This is a genomic window from Candidatus Accumulibacter contiguus (assembly GCF_012940005.1).
Classification (GTDB): domain Bacteria; phylum Pseudomonadota; class Gammaproteobacteria; order Burkholderiales; family Rhodocyclaceae; genus Accumulibacter; species Accumulibacter contiguus.
Genome location: NZ_SPMX01000070.1, coordinates 1 through 15,740, shown reverse-complemented (window position 1 = coordinate 15,740; position 15,740 = coordinate 1). Strand labels below are relative to the sequence as shown.

The following is a 15,740-nucleotide window of genomic DNA, read 5'->3' as shown; positions in this document are numbered from 1 at the left end:
ACAAGGAACCATGCATGCAAGCCGACCGTACTGCCGAACTGACAACCCGCCTCGAACAGCACATCCTGATTCTCGACGGCGCGATGGGAACGATGATTCAGCGCCAGGGTCTGCAGGAGGCGGATTATCGTGGCAGTCGCTTCGCGACGCATGCGCATGATCTCAAGGGCAATAACGACCTGTTACTGCTGACTCGACCAGAGGTCATCCGCGCGATCCATGCCGAGTATCTGGCTGCCGGCGCGGACATCATCGAAACCAACACCTTCAATTCGACCCGCGTCTCGCAGGCCGATTACCATCTCGAAGCCATCGTATATGAGCTGAACGTGGCCGGCGCGCAACTGGCACGGGCGGTGTGCGACGAATTCACCGCCAGGGATCCGGCCAGGCCCCGCTTTGTCGCCGGCGTCATCGGGCCGACCTCGCGCACCGCTTCGATCTCGCCGGACGTCAATGACCCCGGCTACCGCAATACCAGCTTCGACGAACTGGTCGGCACCTACGCCGAAGCCATCCGCGGACTCTGCGATGGCGGTGCCGACCTCCTGCTGGTCGAGACCGTTTTCGACACGCTGAACGCCAAGGCGGCGTTGTTTGCCATCGAACGACACTTCGATGAGACCGGTCGCCGCTGGCCGGTGATGATTTCCGGAACGATCACCGACGCCTCGGGACGGACCCTCTCGGGGCAGACCGCCGAAGCATTCTGGAACTCGCTGAAGCATGTCCGCCCGCTGAGCTTCGGGCTCAACTGCGCCCTCGGTGCCGGCGAGTTGCGCCAGTACGTCGAGGAATTGTCACAGCTCTGCGACTGCTTCGTTTCGGCGCACCCGAACGCCGGCCTGCCGAATGCTTTCGGCGGCTACGACGAAACACCTGCACAACTGGCCGCCGAAATCGCCGACTGGGCAAGGAAAGGTTTCGTCAATATCGTCGGTGGCTGCTGCGGCACCACGCCCGAACATATCGCGGCGATCGCCAGCCGTGTTGCTGGTGTCAAGCCGCGCGCCATCCCGCAGATCGAAAGAAAACTGCGCCTGTCCGGTCTCGAGCCCTTCAACGTCGGCAAAGAGTCGCTGTTCGTCAATGTCGGCGAGCGGACCAACGTCACCGGCTCGCGTGCCTTCGCCCGCATGATTCTCGAAGGCCGCTTCGACGCTGCGCTGGCGGTTGCCCGCCAGCAGGTCGAAAACGGCGCGCAGGTGATCGACATCAACATGGACGAAGCGATGCTCGATTCGCAAGCGGCCATGGATCGCTTCCTCAAGCTGATCGCCAGCGAACCGGACATCGCACGCGTACCGATCATGATCGACTCGTCGAAATGGGAGGTCATCGAGGCGGGTCTCAAGTGCATTCAGGGCAAGGGCATCGTCAACTCGATCTCGATGAAGGAGGGCGAGGCCGAATTCCTGCGCCAGGCCAGGCTGGCGCGCCGTTACGGTGCGGCGGTGGTGGTCATGGCTTTCGATGAGAGCGGACAGGCCGACACCTACACGCGCAAGACCGAAATCTGCGCGCGCGCCTATCAGCTGCTCACCGAACAGGCGGCTTTCCCACCCGAGGACATCATCTTCGACCCGAACATCTTCGCCATCGCCACCGGCATCGAAGAGCACAACCACTACGCCGTCGACTTCATCGAGGCCTGTTCCTGGATTCGCGCGCACCTGCCGGGTGCGCAGATTTCCGGAGGGGTATCCAATGTCTCCTTCTCGTTTCGCGGCAACGATCCGGTCCGCGAAGCGATCCACACCGTCTTCCTCTACCACGCGATCCAGGCCGGACTGTCAATGGGCATCGTCAACGCCGGCATGCTCGGAGTCTATGACGAACTCGACCCGGTGCTGCGCGAGAAGGTCGAGGACGTGGTCCTGAACCGCCGCCCCGATGCCGGCGAGGCGCTGGTCGAATTTGCCCAGACGGTGCGCGAAGGCCAGGCCAGGGACAGCGGCCCCGACCTCGCCTGGCGCGAACTGCCGGTCGAAGAGCGTCTCTCGCATGCCCTGGTCAAGGGAATCACCGATTTCGTCGTCGCCGACACCGAGGAATGCCGCGCCGCGCTGGAAGCTGAAGGCAAGCCACCACTGTCGGTGATCGAAGGTCCATTGATGAATGGCATGAACGTCGTTGGCGACCTCTTTGGCGCCGGCAAGATGTTCCTGCCGCAGGTGGTCAAGTCGGCACGAGTGATGAAACAGGCGGTCGCGCACCTGATTCCCTTCATCGAGGCCGAAAAACTGCGCACCGGTGTCCGCAGCAAGGGCCGGATCGTGATGGCCACGGTCAAGGGCGACGTACACGACATCGGCAAGAACATCGTCGGCGTGGTGCTGAGCTGCAATGGCTACGAGGTCATCGACCTCGGCGTCATGGTCTCCTGCGACAAGATCCTGCACGCTGCCAGGGAGCATGCTGCACAGGCCGTCGGCCTGTCCGGCCTGATCACCCCGTCGCTCGAGGAAATGAGCCATGTCGCGGCCGAGATGGAGCGTCTCGGATTTGCCGCCGTGGTCGATGGTGGCTCGCCGGTACCGCTCCTGATCGGTGGAGCAACGACCAGCCGTGCGCACACGGCGATCAAGATCGCGCCGAACTATTCCGGACCGGTGGTCTATGTCCCCGATGCCTCACGCGCGGTCGGTGTTGTCACCCGCCTCCTTTCGATCGACCATGCTGCTGCTTTTCGGGACGAGATCGTTGCCGACTACGCCAAGGTGCGCGCACAGCACGCCAACAAGAAGGGCATCCCGCTGGTGACGCTGCAAACGGCACGCAGCAAGCGCTTCGTGTGGAACAACGATCCCAGCTATCGACCGGCGGTGCCGAAAAAGCCGGGGCTGCACGTGCTGCGCAATGTCGACCTCGCGATCCTCGCCGATTTCATCGACTGGGGACCTTTTTTTTCAGACCTGGGATCTTGCCGGCAGCTACCCGAAGATCCTCGACGATGCCGTGGTCGGCCCGACCGCCCGCGCCGTTTTCAGTGACGCGCAGGCGATGCTGGAAAGAGTCGTCAGCGAGAAGTGGTTGAGTGCCAACGCCGTCTTTGGCCTCTTCCCGGCCAATGCCGTCGGTGACGACATCGAAATCTATGCCGACGAATCACGCAGCGAGAAATTGCTGAGCTGGCACAACCTGCGCCAGCAGCACGAGCGCCCGGCGGGCAAGCCGCACTACTGCCTGAGCGACTATGTGGCCGAGCGCGGCACGCCGGACTGGATCGGCGCCTTTGCCGTCGGCGCGGGTTTCGGCATCGAGGAAAAGCTCGCCGAATTCGCCGCCGCCCACGACGATTACCGTTCGATTCTGCTGAAGGCGATCGCCGACCGCTTGGCCGAAGCCTGTGCCGAATGGTTGCACGCAGAAGTACGGCGCGACTACTGGGGCTACGCCAGTGACGAAATTCTCGACTGCCAAGCGCTGATCCGTGAGGACTATCGCGGTATTCGGCCGGCGCCCGGCTATCCGGCCTGCCCCGATCATACCGCCAAGGGTCCGCTCTTCGAGCTGCTCGATGCACCGCGCAATGCCGGCATGGGTTTGACCGAATCCTTCGCCATGACGCCCGCGGCAGCAGTTTCCGGTTTCTATCTGGCGCACCCGCAGGCGCGTTATTTTGCGGTCAGCAAGATCGCCCATGACCAGCTCGAAGACTGGGCGCAGCGCGCCGGCTTCAGCGTCAGCGAAGCGCAACGCTGGCTGGCACCGCTGCTCTGAGCACAGGCGCCGCAGAACGTCATTCATGAGTGACCGACAACTGCCGGATTTCGTGAAGCGTGACGTCGATCTGGCAAAGCGGACGACGCTGGCCTTGCCCGGCCGGGCCGCGTTCTATGCCGAGATCACCGCTGCCGGTCAACTGGCACGACTCACCGGCAGCAGCGTGCCTCGCCGCTTCGTTCTCGGGGCGGGCAGCAACCTGGTGCTCTCCGGCGACTTTGACGGTCTGCTGCTGCACATGGCGATCGGTGGCCGACAACTGCTCGCCGAAGATGACGACGCCTGGTATGTGCGCGCCGGTGCCGGCGAGAACTGGCATCAACTGGTACGCTGGACCCTAGAGCAGGGCTGGCCGGGACTCGAAAATCTGGCATTGATCCCCGGCACGGTCGGCGCAGCACCGATCCAGAACATCGGTGCCTACGGGCTGGAAATCGCCGATCGCTTCCTGTCGCTCGAAGCCTGCGACATGCAAAGCGGCAAGACGCTGCACATCGATCGCGCAGCCTGTCGCTTTGCCTACCGCGACAGCGTCTTCAAACAACAGGGCTGGCACCTCGACGCTGGTCGGGTGGTCACGCACGTGACTCTCCGCCTGCCGAAAGCCTGGCAGCCACTGACCGGTTACGCCGACCTGGCTGCCGAGCTCGATCAACAACAGATCGCCAACCCGAATGCCCGGCAAATCGCTGCAGCAGTGACCCATGTCCGCCGCCGCAAACTTCCCGATCCGGCGGTTCTGCCCAACGCTGGCAGCTTCTTCCACAACCCACTGGTGGACGCGGCGGCCGGTGAGCGACTGGCCAACCGGTTTCCGGGTCTGCCACGTTACCCGCAGGTCGATGGCCGCGTCAAACTCGCCGCCGGCTGGTTGATCGAACAGAGCGGCTGGAAAGGCCGCAACCTCGGCCCGGTGGGGATGTACGAGAAGCAGGCGCTGGTGCTGGTCAATCGCGGCGGCGCTTCGGGAGCCGAGGTGATCGCTCTGGCGAAGGCCGTGCAGGCCGCTGTGCGCGAGCGTTTTGGCGTTGAACTGACGCCCGAGCCGGTCTTTCTCTGAACGATCGGCAGACCAGATGCGTTCCGTCAGAACCCATCAGAACCTTTCGTCGGGGCGCAGGAAGCGCCATTGACCGAGCGGCAGGTCGCCGAGTCTGACTGCCCCGACGCGCACGCGCTTGAGGCCGGTCACGTGCAGCCCGACCAGCTCGCACATCCGCCGGATCTGTCGTTTGCGCCCCTCATGGAGAACGAAGCGAAGCTGATCGTCGTTGAGCCATGCGACCTGGGCCGGCTTCAGCTTGCGGTCGTCGAGGCTGAGCCCGTGCTGCAGCAGGGCCAGGCCTCCGGCATCGAGATGGCCTTCGACGCGTACCAGATACTCCTTGTCGATCATCGAGTTTTCGCCAATCAACTGGCGTGCCACTCGCCCGTCCTGAGTCAGGATGAGCAGGCCGGTCGAATCAATGTCCAGCCTGCCTGCAGGTGCCAGTCCCTTCAGGCAGGCCGGATGGAAGGCCGGCGTGTCCGGCATGCGATACTGTGTTTCTGGTCGAATCAATGTCACCGCCGGCTTGCAGCCAGGTTCCGGCTGACCCGAGACATAACCTATCGGCTTGTTCAGCAGAATCGTCAGCCGGCTTTGCTGATTCGCCTGCGCTTGCCGGTTGAGGGTGATGACGGCACCTGGAGCCGCGCGCGTCCCGAGTTCGCTGACCTGCCGTCCATCCACGTAAACCCAGCCACGCGCAATGTATTCATCGGCATCGCGGCGCGAACACAGGCCTCGCTCGGCCATCAGCTTGGAGATGCGTACGCCGTCAGGCAGCACCCTACCCGCCGGAACCGGGGCAGCCGTGGAGCGCTTTGCGCCGGCGCTGACCTGGTGCTGCGCTTCGTTCCTGTCCGGCGCGCCGGCGGCAAGGGCTGCCGCCGGTTTTTGCCTGGTCGTGCCGCCGTGTGGCAAGGGGCGGCCGAAGGCTGCCGAAGCGCTTGTCCCTGGTAGCAGACTGGACGTCCTGCGTGGCCTGTCGGCCATCCTCAGGCGATGTCGAGCAGTTCGATCTCGAATACCAGCTTCGCGTTTGGCGGTATCAATTTTCCAGCGCCACGGGCACCGTAAGCGAGATCGGCGGGAATGGTAAGTTTACGGATGCCGCCGACGCTCATCCCCGGCACACCTTCTTCCCAGCCGGCAATGACGTGTTTCCCGTCGAGCGGAAAGCGGAAGGGTTCGTTGCGATCGACGCTCGAATCGAATTTCTTGCCATCGGCCAGCCAGCCCGTGTAATGCACGATGACGTGCTGACCGGCGCTGGCGGTGGGACCGCTGCCAACAATGATCTCTTCGATCTGTAAGCCACTGGGTGTGGTGACAATGGGCATGTAAACTCCTGATCAAAAAAACCGCAAGTTTAGCCCAGCATGGCCTCTTGCGGCGAGTTGAATTCGGACAATTACACCACGATCTGCATGCGCACAAACCGCTGCCGGAACGTGCCTGACTGCCTACCGCGAGGGTTGCCATATTGCCCTGGGCGGCATGCACTTGCACCCCGGCTTTCGGTTACACTCGGCAGTACCATTTGCCGGAAATACGCCCCATGCACAGCCAGACCAGTAACGCCGCTTGCCGACAGCAAGGTACGCGCGAATCGATCGAGCCATGCCAGTGGAGCATCCGGCGAACCCCGGAGACGCAATGAGCGAAACACCTGTCGATCGCTTGCGCCGCTTCGGCGGCATCGCCCGCCTCTATGGTGCGGATGCCTTGCAGCGTTTCGAGAAAGCGCATATCGCGGTCGTCGGCATCGGTGGCGTCGGTTCATGGGCGGCAGAGGGACTGGCGCGTTCGGCGGTCGGCAGGATCACACTGATCGATCTCGACATGATCGTCGAATCCAATGTCAACCGTCAGGTGCACGCACTCGACGGCGAATTCGGCAAGGCCAAGGTTAGTGCCATGGCGCAACGGATCCGAGCCATCAACCCGGACTGCGTGCTCAGAGAAATCGAGGATTTCGTGACGCCGGAGAATGTTGACGCACTGCTTGACGGAGACTTCGATTACCTCATCGATGCCATTGATCAAGTGCGCACCAAGGCAGCGATGATCGCCTGGGCAAAACGCAGTGGTGTGCCGCTGATCACCACCGGCGCTGCCGGCGGCCAGATCGATCCAACGCGCATCCAGATTGCCGATCTTGCGGTCACCATCCAGGATCCGCTGCTCTGCAAAGTACGTTCGCTCCTGCGGAAAGAGTATGGATTTACCCGCGAGGCGAAGAAGAAATTCGGGGTTCCGGCCATATTTTCCAGCGAACCATTATGCTACCCCGAGCGCAGCAACTCCTGCGAGCAGCCACAGACGCTGAGCGGCCTGAGTTGTGCCGGCTTTGGTTCATCGGTTTGCGTGACCGCTCCTTTCGGGCTGCTGGCCGCCGGAGAAGTACTCAAGTATCTGGCTGGCAGACCATCGCCGGTAGCCTGTGAACTAACCTGAGGAGCCTGTTCCACGGCTGAGCACGCTGCCGGCGCTTTCCCATCAGCCGATCATTACCCGGTTTTTTCCTGACTGTTTGGCCATATACATGGCTTCGTCTGCTCGCTTGGTGACCGAAACCTGGGTATCACCGGGCTGCAGGTCAGTCACCCCGGCACTGAAGGTGATCAGTCGGCGGTCGTTGTTATGCAGAAAAATGCGTCGGGTCAGTTCACGCTGCAGGCGGACAATGGCTGTCTGCGCATCCCCGACCGACGTATCCGGCAGTACGATGATGAACTCCTCGCCACCAAAGCGGGCGACCGTGTCCTGCGGACGCATCGTCTCCCGAATCACGGTGGCAAGGTGTATCAGGGCCGCGTCGCCGGCGTCGTGGCCGAGCGAATCGTTGAGTTTCTTGAAGTTGTCAATGTCGAGCAGGGCCACGCAGAGGGTCGACTGGCGACGCTGCGCACGCGCGACTTCCTTCTCGAATGCTTCCTCAAGACCGCGGCGGTTGAGTGCACCGGTCAGCTGGTCATGACGAACCAGTGTGCTGGCGCGGTCGAGCTCCACCTGCAGTTCGCCGATGCGCGCCTCGGCTTCGCTGACGCGCTGTTTCGCGGCGCGCAGCTCGTCACGCGAGCGCTGAGCGTTGAGCTGGATGATGCGCGTCTCACGAATCACTTCGGCGAGCACATCTTCGAGTTGCGTGATGTCCTCGGCCATGCTGATCCGGTGCGCACAATATTCGATCTTGTCGTGATAGTCAGAGGTCGAATCAGCAAATTCTGCCAGATGGTCGACAAACCCGGCCAGCATCTGCTTGAGGCTTTCCCTGGCTTCGTTGAGGCTGCGTTTGAGCTGGCTCTGCTTGTAGATGACCTCCTTGAGCCGGCCCTCGGCATCGCCAATGGAACGGATGTTCAAAGGGCTGGCAACGATGTCGCGGACGATGTCGATCTGCCCCGCCAGCCAGCGGTCTTCAGTGACCAGTTCGCCCACGTTTTCGATCAGCAATTGCAATAGATTGAGCAAGCCCGCACGCAGTTCGGCACGGTCTTCGGCCAGGATCTCCAGACGGAATGCAAAGCGCTTGATGCCAGCCAGCAAGCCTTGCTGCGCGGAAGGGGAAGTGGCGCAGCGAACTTTGTGCGCCAGCATGCGGGCATCGGCCGCCAGCTCCGGTTCATCCACGAGTTGTGTCGTGACCAGATCTTCGAAGGTATACGCGAAAAGATCGCGCAGATCGCTCGACAATTCGCTCGTACGCGTGGCACTGTCTGCGACGATGTCGCCGACGAGCGGCAAACTGGCCTCAGGCATCGCGATGGTTCCGGGATCCACCAGAGGGATGTCCCCGTCTGCCGGTGCACTGCCTGCCCACGACTTCACCAGACCCTGCAGGCGTCCGAACAGCAGCTCACTATTGCCTGCAGCGGCCACCAGCACTCGCTCGATCGCCTCCCGCTTGCGCGCCACGGTCAGTCCTGCTTGCTTGTTTTCCCACTGGCGCAGGAAGTCGCGGAACAAATCACTCCAGGGCAACTCGTGCTCATTGGCAAGTTGCTTGACCAACTCGGCAATACCGTCGCGAAGCTCATCCCAGTTCCTGCCCTTGAGTGCCTGTTCGAATCGCTTCACCAGCTTTTGCTGAACGGCGGTCTCTTTGGGTAGGGCGGTCTGTAGCGCCTGCAGCTCGCGTTTGGGGAAATTTTCTGCGAGATTGCCGGAGGTGCCCGCAATCTCGTTATAGATGTCCCGATAGTTCTCGGGAGAGGGAGAAATGCGCCTGGAAGCCAGCAGACGAAGGGTTTCGCGAGCAATTTCCGAGGGGTTCGAGGGGGATGGCATAGCATTCTACCGAATAATCAGTCAGGGCATTCTAACAGTGGATTGCGACGCAAAGAACAGCTGCTCGTGCCTGACCGAGAAGCTCAAAATGATCCAGCAAGCATCAAGGTCGGCTATAATTCGCACCAGTGACACTCTCTGTGCCCCCGTAGCATGAAGGTCGTGCAGTTGATTTGTAATCATCAGGTCGTGGTTCGATTCCGCGTGGGGGCACCAAAAAATCAAGTAATTAGTGAGTGTCAGCAAGAATGCCAGCGTAAATGCCGGCTTCGTGTAAGCGGTTAGCACCCCGTTGGTCACTTCAAACTCCCCCACTTATGGCCACCCAAACTCCCCCAGGCAGGACCGTAGAAATTGTAATGCAGTCGATGGCGGCGGGCCGGTTTTTTACCCGCCGTTGTTGGTGAATTAGGAGTCCGTTACTGCGTAACGGAAGCGGCGGTGAAGTACTGATCCCACTCGGGTGCATCGATATCGAGGGTGGCGATGATGCGATCATCCACGGCGATGACCAAGCGCTCGACGATCTCGCGTTTCGTTACGCAGTAACGGCGAGCCAATCGTTCGATGGCCAAATCGGTGTGCGTACTGACCCACAGATTGAGGCGGCGTTCGCCGTTGCCGTCCTCGCCGGCATGAGGGCGACGGGCGCGGTAGGCGGCTTGTCTTTGAGCGGCGGTCTTGGCCATATTTGTCTCCGGAGATTGCGTTACGCAGTAACGGGCTTGTGCGCTCGTTACTGCGTAACGCTGGGGTGAGTTCAAGGGGAACGAGTTTGCTGTGGCAGTGCTGATCCTGGCCGGAGGGAGCGAAGCGCTGTCAAGTGGACCGTGGAATAAATGGGCGGCGTTGTTTGCCGCCCGTTTATGCCGCGAAAGCCGCTTGACAGCGCGTAGCGACCCCACGCTCCTGGCGGCTGCCACGTGGCGAACGCGGGGTTTGGGGCCGCGCCCCAAAGCGTGGTGGATGAGCGCAAGAGGTCGCCAAAGCAAGCGCCGGCCGTGGGTTCGAAGCGGCGCATCAGCGATCTGAGGGCTGCTGTGCGAAGCGCGTCGCCGCCTCTTTAAGCCGATAGCTGTGGCCTTCAAACTCGAGCAGATGCGAGCGATGCATCAGCCGGTCGAGAATCGTGCTGGCCATCGTATTGTCGCCCAGGTATTTGCCCCAGTCCTGGACCACCCGGTTGGAGGTCACCACCAGGCTGCGGCGCGCCTTGTAACGCTGATGAACCAACGTTTGCAGCAACTCGCCCGCACTGTCGCTGATGCGCCGGGCCAGGAAGAGATCGTCCAGTACCAGCAGGTCGGCGTCGAGCCAGGGACGCAGTTGCCGCTGCTGATCGGCGCCACTGCACAGCGCGTAGCTGGCAAAGACACTGTCGGCCTCGAGCACCCGCACATCCAGGCCCTGCAGGGTCGCCTGGTAAGCCACCGCCTTGGCGATCCGGCTTTTGCCCGTGCCCGGCTTGCCGATGATCAGCGCGTTCTGGCCTTCGGCGACGAATTTCAGCGTATGCAGCTCGAAGCACGCCTGCCGCGGCAGCTTCGGATTGAAGCGCCAGTCGAAGTCCGTCAAGGTCGCGCGCTCGTCCAGACCCGACTGCTGGTAACGGCGATCCAGCAAACGCGAACGGCGCCGGTCCAGTTCATCCTGCAGAATCATCGAGAAGGTTTCCAGGAAAGGCGCCTGATTCGCTTGTGCTTGCAGCACGCGGGTTTCCAGGGTGGCGCGAATGCCGGACAGGCGAAGGTCGCGCAGCGCACGTTCGATCTCGTTCAGGGTCATGCTCATTTGGAATCCTCCAGGGGAAGTGACAAAGCGGCGCTCTTTTGAGCGCCAAGGGAGAACAGGTCGCCGTAGTCCTCGGCGGCGCGAATCAAACGGTCGTCCTGGGTCAACGCCAGCTCCCCCTGCACCGGGGTATCGATATCGGCCAGAGCTTCGTTGAGCAGGCGCTCGGTGAGCGCCTGGATCTGTGGATAGCTGCGCACGCCGTCGTGCAGGGCCATCGCGCAGGCACGGTCGATCAGCGTGCGGGGGTAACGCTTGGCCAGGCTGACGATGCCCCACAGGCGGCGCTGACCAACGCGCCCCTCTTGCTCAAAGAGGCACTGGCACAACTGCTCGGTGGCCGGGCCGATGGTCTTGGCCTGGGTCAAGATGCGACGCGTTTCCCGCGACGGATTGAAAGGGCGCTCCTCGTCGGGCAAGATCACGCTGCCCGGTTGCGTCGCCCGGGGGTGGGTACGCAGCAAGGCCTGTGACTGGAAATCGCGGATCTCGAGGTGCTGCTCGAACAGGCGGACCAGCACACGGCTGCCGATAGGCGCCGGACGGGCGGCATAGCTGCTGTGCTCGACGCGTACACAGCTGTCGTCGCAGACCGTGCGTAGCGACTCGGTGAAATACGCGAAGCCCTGCAAAGGCAAGGGCTTGAGCAGCGGACGTTCCTCCTGGAACATCGCCTCGACCTGGCGCTTGGCGCTGCCGTGAATGCGTTGCGCTGCCCAGCGCGTCTCCCACTGTTCGAGGAAGGCGTTCTGCTCCTCGATCGAGGCGAAGCGTCGGCCTTTGAGCGCCGTGTTCTGGGTATGCTGAATGGCGTTCTCGACGCTGCCTTTGCGATTCGGATCCCGGACCCGTGCGGGGTCGGCCACGACGCCGTAATGCGCGAGTACGGCCGCGTAGACCGGGTTGAGCTGCGGCTCGTACAAGTCGGGCTTGATGACCCCTTCCTTCAGGTTGTCGAGTACCACGTACTGGCTGCTGCCGCCGAAATACCGCCAGGCCTGCTCGTGCAGTCTGGCCCAGGCTTCCTGGCTGGACTTCCAGACCACCCGCCGAAAGCTACGCCGGGAATAGCGCAGGGTCATGACAAACAGACGCGGCCGGCGATAGCGCTCGGTACCGGGGTGAAGCGTCAGCGCCCCTTCGCCATAGTCGACCTGCGCCTCTTCGCCGGGGGCGAATTCCAGTCGGTCAAACTGGGCCGGCTCGCGTGCGATCAGCGTCCCGGCAAAGCGCTTGACGCTGTTATAGCTGGCGGCAAAGCCGAACTGATCGACCAGGTCCTGGTAGATCGCCGTGAAGTTGCGGCGAAGCGATAACTGCGCTTCGATGAAGGCGCGATGAGGCTCGCAGGCGGAAGTCGATGGCCGGCTCGGCGCCGGTGGTCGGGGTGGGGGAATTTGACCGAGAGGGCCGGTGGCCACCCCGGGGGAATTTGCCTCTTCGCTCGAAAAACGCCGCGCCAGGCAGCGGATCGTCTTGCGATCGATTTCGGTGATGCGGGCAATTTCGTGCTGGCTCTTCCCGGCGGCCAGCAGGGTGAAGACCGTGGTTTGCAGATGTGGCTTCAAGACGTTCACTCCAGACTCCCTTCAATAATCGAAGGGGGAAGATTACGTCCTGCCGGGCGGTACTCCGAAAGCGCCAAAAACGGGGCCTTATTGCTCCGTCACGCGACCTTCAGGGTGGGGGATTTTGAAGTGACCAAAGGTGGGGGAATTTGACCGGCCAACGGGGGGTTAGCAAAAAGTCATCCGACAATCAGAGCCAAAGCCGTCCAGGATTTTACCGACATCTGCCTCAAGCATCTCGGCGGTCCGGTTTTTGAAGGTCATCCACTCATGCTTCATTTTGTGCCATAGCAACCGTCGTTCCAACGGGCGGCTCTTTTCCCGTGATGACGTTCCTCATCAGCCAGCCAGCTTTTGTCCTTCGTCCGAGGTGAGCTTCTGCCCAAGTTCTTTGCGCGGCTCCTCAGTCAGTTTCGTTACTTCATAGCTCTTGGGATCGGAACAACCAGAAAGGAGAACCGACGCCAGTAGCATGACCGAAGAAATAATCCTGACGGTACCGAAACCGAAACTTGTACTTCTCATTTGAGGCTTCTCATTGGTGGAAGAAAGGCCGAACGTTCGACGTAACCTGCCGGCGGAGGCCGAAGGCCGGAGTGAACCTGCAAGCGCAGCTTGCAGGCGGTCCGGTTGCCGGAGGGGTTGGGGGTCTGGGCGAAAACAGTCATGGGTTTTTCACTTCGTCTCGATCGGGAAGGCGTGGGAGACTGTTGTAGTGCCGCAGAAGCAACCTGATGGTAACAACCGACACCACTCCAAAGACGCAGAAGAAGGCGAACGCAACGCCAGACCAGAGGGAAGCGCGCTCGGCGGACCAAGAACCAGTGGCGTTAAGCCAAGCATAGAAGTAGACGGACAGCAGACCGTAGCTGGCAGCAAGCGGAGAAAGAAGTGCCATTACCCAAAGGAGCCGCAACTTCGTGCGCGGAGACAGCAGCGGTGCTCTTGTTGGGACATGCGTTTGGCGCCATGCCTCCCAACGGGCGTTGGCCTCGGCAACAACCGTCCACTGGCCTGTGCCGATGAGACCGGCAGCCAGAACGCCCAAGACGGTGCCGTTCGGGAGATACCACGAGAGAAGAGAGAGCGGGAGGCCAGTGATCGTAAGCCAGAGATGAGTGGAGATACCGTATTCGCCGTGACCACTGAAGGAGTTGCCGAGAGCCGCGATAGTGACCAAGGCGAGCGCCCAGGCTCCGTACCACTTGGCAACCTTCTTCGTGGCGCGATGCACTCAAGACCCCCAACGCTCCGGTTCAGCAGCGGGCCGCGCAGCGGACCGTCCGCTGCAACCGGTTGTTGGACGAAGCCGCTGTGCGGAGGATCCGGTGGCGACGCACTCGCATCACAATGTGACCTCCCCCTCAACCGAGGGACTCTCCCCTAACGAAACTGGAGGTCATCTTACGATGAGCACATCAACGGAAGCAACGTTTGCCCGCAACTACGAATGGCATCTACAACACCTGACGCTCAAGGGTCTGCAGCCGAAGACGATCGAGGCCTACTCGCGCGCCATCCGGCGGATTGGCGAGCGCTTTGATCATCAAATCGATGCACTGTCCGAGCAGCAGTTGCTGGACTACTTCACCGAGTTGGTGGCGTCGCACTCGTGGAGTTCCGTCAAGCTGGATCTGTATGGCTTGAAGTTCTACGACGAGCACGTCTTGCGTCAGCCTTGGGCGATGCCCGGTCTGATCAAGTGAGCACGGTCATCTCCATTGAGGGGAAATCGTCCCACTTTGGTCAGGCAAGTTGATGGCCTTGTCGATAACTCCATGGTTTGTCGACAAATCACGATGTGTGATGGATGTTCAAAGTACCATCACGATGATGATCAGGATTTGGTCGACAAAAGTGATGTGTTGTAATGGTTTGACTTTGTTTGTCTTTTTCTTCTTTTCGTGTCATAAATAATCACGAGCGTGAGGGGCTTGCTGACTCGGAGACGGGTCAAGGGCAGGCTGCGGCACTATGCAGCCTGGCGGAGCGCACCCTGGTAGCGCCAGGCTAAGCCTGGGAACGGAGGAAGTGAAAAAACGGAAACCGTTCGTAGTAGTCCAGCGGGTTCGACTCCCGCCCGGTAAAGGCTAACCACCAGCCGGAAGCGAGCCTTGCATGCGAGTGTGGTAACGCACTACTTGAAGCGTAGGCAGCAGATATCAAAGCCGCGTGATTGAGTCTCGAAATCGCTAATGTTGGCGTCTTCAGTGTCAAGGGCCTGGGGACAGCACCACGTTGCCGTCAAGGTAAGGCAACGGCGGGCCGGCCGGGATCTGAGAGCGGGGCAGAGGTATGGGATGGATTGCCCAGGAACCTGGGAGATCCTGTGTATTCGACCAACTCAAGCAGCCCTGAGCACGGGGCTGGGCCAGGCCCTGGTGGGTGTCTTCACTGCCAAGGGAGCGAACGACGAAGACAAGAGTTGGAGCGGGGAAGCGAATCCATAAGTGACCCCGTATTCGGCACAGGAAGTCTTAGTGCCTTGATAGTACTGATGACGTCGGGGAACGCGGCTCGCGCGAACCCGACCGAGAAAAGCGGGGCACTGTCGTACAGAATCGCTTTTGAGAAGCATGGAGGGTGCTTTGAAACCTGACAACGTGTCAACGAAACAGGAGCGAATAGCCAGCTTGGCGAGAAGCACCCGCGAAATGGCATTGACTTCCTTAAACCATTACATTGACTACGAGTGGATGCACTATGCCTATGAATGCACGCGCAAAGATGGCGCGGTGGGAGTTGATGGTCAGACGGCGCAGGAGTATGAAGTGAAGTTGCAGGAAAACCTGCTCAGTCTGATAGACCGACTCAAATCGGGCCGTTACCAAGCGCCACCAGTCCGTCGGCACTATATTGCCAAAGCGGATGGCGGCCAGCGCGGGTTGGGCATTCCTTCCTTCCTTCGAAGACAAGGTGGCGCAGCGGGCCATTGTGATGCTGCTGGAACCTATTTACTTCTACATTAACAGATTCTAATGGCATTTTTGGGTGCTGGCGGCTGCCTTCGGTAGGCGCTGTCGCGGGCGCTTTGTCGCCGTGCATGACGCTCGGCGATGATTCGCACGAGGTCTTCGCGACCGTGAATCTTCACCGGGAGCTGCGCCACGAGCATGTCGACGACATCGGCACAGGACAGTAACTCGGCGTAGGGTGAGTGTTGCCGCCGCTCCTTGACGAGAAAGAGTAGTGCAACGCAGACGAGCGCCATGTGGTTGTACCAAGCCCGCCACTTGCGTACCTGGTAGTCGGCCATCCCACAGCAACCTTTCGCATTCTCGAAGGCGCGCTCGATGAAGTGGCGCTGTGCCTGCATGCGT

Annotated in this window: 13 protein-coding genes, 1 tRNA gene and 2 pseudogenes; 7 read left to right on the top strand and 9 right to left on the bottom strand. The window is 61.1% G+C overall.

Annotated elements, in window-relative coordinates; translation table 11 throughout:
- Positions 1-14 precede the first annotated feature (14 nt).
- Genes metH through murB form a run of 3 tightly spaced genes read left to right on the top strand, consistent with a single transcriptional unit; the run spans position 15 to position 4,786 of the window.
- The gene (gene metH, locus E4Q08_RS19595) at positions 15-2,993 is read left to right on the top strand and encodes a methionine synthase (protein ID WP_372703806.1); all 2,979 of its coding nucleotides are present in this window, start codon (positions 15-17) and stop codon (positions 2,991-2,993) included.
- Positions 2,959-3,723 carry a vitamin B12 dependent-methionine synthase activation domain-containing protein gene (locus E4Q08_RS26255; RefSeq protein WP_372703805.1) on the top strand — a complete coding sequence of 255 codons (765 nt, stop codon included), beginning with the start codon at positions 2,959-2,961 and terminating at the stop codon, positions 3,721-3,723. Before metH ends, E4Q08_RS26255 begins: the two co-directional genes overlap by 35 nt.
- A gap of 25 nt (positions 3,724-3,748) precedes the next feature.
- Positions 3,749-4,786, top strand: a complete 1,038-nt coding sequence (murB, locus tag E4Q08_RS19590) for a UDP-N-acetylmuramate dehydrogenase (protein WP_211203499.1) — start codon at positions 3,749-3,751, stop codon at positions 4,784-4,786.
- A 36-nt stretch (positions 4,787-4,822) separates the two neighbouring features.
- Here murB and E4Q08_RS19585 read toward each other — a convergent pair whose 3' ends face one another.
- Together E4Q08_RS19585 and E4Q08_RS19580 are read right to left on the bottom strand one after the other, a co-directional pair.
- Complete coding sequence (locus E4Q08_RS19585; RefSeq protein ID WP_248595024.1) at positions 4,823-5,764, bottom strand: pseudouridine synthase; 942 nt, start codon at positions 5,762-5,764, stop codon at positions 4,823-4,825.
- 2 nt (positions 5,765-5,766) lie between these two features.
- Entirely contained in the window at positions 5,767-6,111 is a 345-nt protein-coding gene (locus E4Q08_RS19580) for an FKBP-type peptidyl-prolyl cis-trans isomerase (RefSeq protein ID WP_034929377.1), read from the bottom strand.
- Positions 6,112-6,427: 316 nt separating this feature from the next.
- Here E4Q08_RS19580 and tcdA point away from each other — a divergent pair, with 316 nt between their 5' ends.
- Positions 6,428-7,228, top strand: a complete 801-nt coding sequence (tcdA, locus tag E4Q08_RS19575; RefSeq protein WP_169071602.1) for a tRNA cyclic N6-threonylcarbamoyladenosine(37) synthase TcdA — start codon at positions 6,428-6,430, stop codon at positions 7,226-7,228.
- A gap of 42 nt (positions 7,229-7,270) precedes the next feature.
- Here the strand turns inward: tcdA and E4Q08_RS19570 are convergent, their stop codons facing one another.
- Complete coding sequence (locus E4Q08_RS19570) at positions 7,271-9,061, bottom strand: GGDEF domain-containing protein (protein WP_169071601.1); 1,791 nt, start codon at positions 9,059-9,061, stop codon at positions 7,271-7,273.
- Between the two features lie 142 nt (positions 9,062-9,203).
- Here E4Q08_RS19570 and E4Q08_RS19565 point away from each other — a divergent pair.
- A tRNA-Thr gene (locus E4Q08_RS19565) sits at positions 9,204-9,277 on the top strand.
- Between the two features lie 203 nt (positions 9,278-9,480).
- Here the strand turns inward: E4Q08_RS19565 and E4Q08_RS19560 are convergent.
- The 5 genes from E4Q08_RS19560 to E4Q08_RS19540 all read right to left on the bottom strand — a co-directional run bounded on the left by E4Q08_RS19560 (position 9,481) and on the right by E4Q08_RS19540 (position 13,654).
- Positions 9,481-9,750, bottom strand: a complete 270-nt coding sequence (locus E4Q08_RS19560) for a hypothetical protein (protein WP_169071600.1) — start codon at positions 9,748-9,750, stop codon at positions 9,481-9,483.
- A gap of 331 nt (positions 9,751-10,081) precedes the next feature.
- On the bottom strand, positions 10,082-10,852 hold the full coding sequence (gene istB, locus E4Q08_RS19555; protein ID WP_169071599.1) for an IS21-like element helper ATPase IstB: 771 nt from the start codon (positions 10,850-10,852) through the stop codon (positions 10,082-10,084).
- Entirely contained in the window at positions 10,849-12,429 is a 1,581-nt protein-coding gene (istA, locus tag E4Q08_RS19550) for an IS21 family transposase (protein WP_169071598.1), read from the bottom strand. The genes istB and istA overlap by 4 nt, the downstream gene beginning before the upstream one ends.
- Before the next feature lie 330 nt (positions 12,430-12,759).
- A complete protein-coding gene (locus E4Q08_RS19545) occupies positions 12,760-12,945 on the bottom strand; it encodes a hypothetical protein (RefSeq protein ID WP_169071597.1) in 186 nt (61 codons plus the stop codon).
- A 139-nt stretch (positions 12,946-13,084) separates the two neighbouring features.
- Entirely contained in the window at positions 13,085-13,654 is a 570-nt protein-coding gene (locus tag E4Q08_RS19540; RefSeq protein ID WP_169071596.1) for a hypothetical protein, read from the bottom strand.
- A gap of 175 nt (positions 13,655-13,829) precedes the next feature.
- Between E4Q08_RS19540 and E4Q08_RS19535 the strand changes: the two are divergent.
- A pseudogene (locus E4Q08_RS19535) lies at positions 13,830-14,123 on the top strand (site-specific integrase); the annotation flags it as partial.
- An 885-nt stretch (positions 14,124-15,008) separates the two neighbouring features.
- The gene (locus E4Q08_RS19530; protein WP_211203498.1) at positions 15,009-15,389 is read left to right on the top strand and encodes a reverse transcriptase family protein; all 381 of its coding nucleotides are present in this window, start codon (positions 15,009-15,011) and stop codon (positions 15,387-15,389) included.
- On the opposite strand, the pseudogene E4Q08_RS19525 reads toward E4Q08_RS19530, so the two are convergent.
- A pseudogene (locus E4Q08_RS19525) lies at positions 15,386-15,740 on the bottom strand (IS701 family transposase); the annotation flags it as partial. The gene E4Q08_RS19530 and the pseudogene E4Q08_RS19525 sit on opposite strands and share 4 nt — an antisense overlap.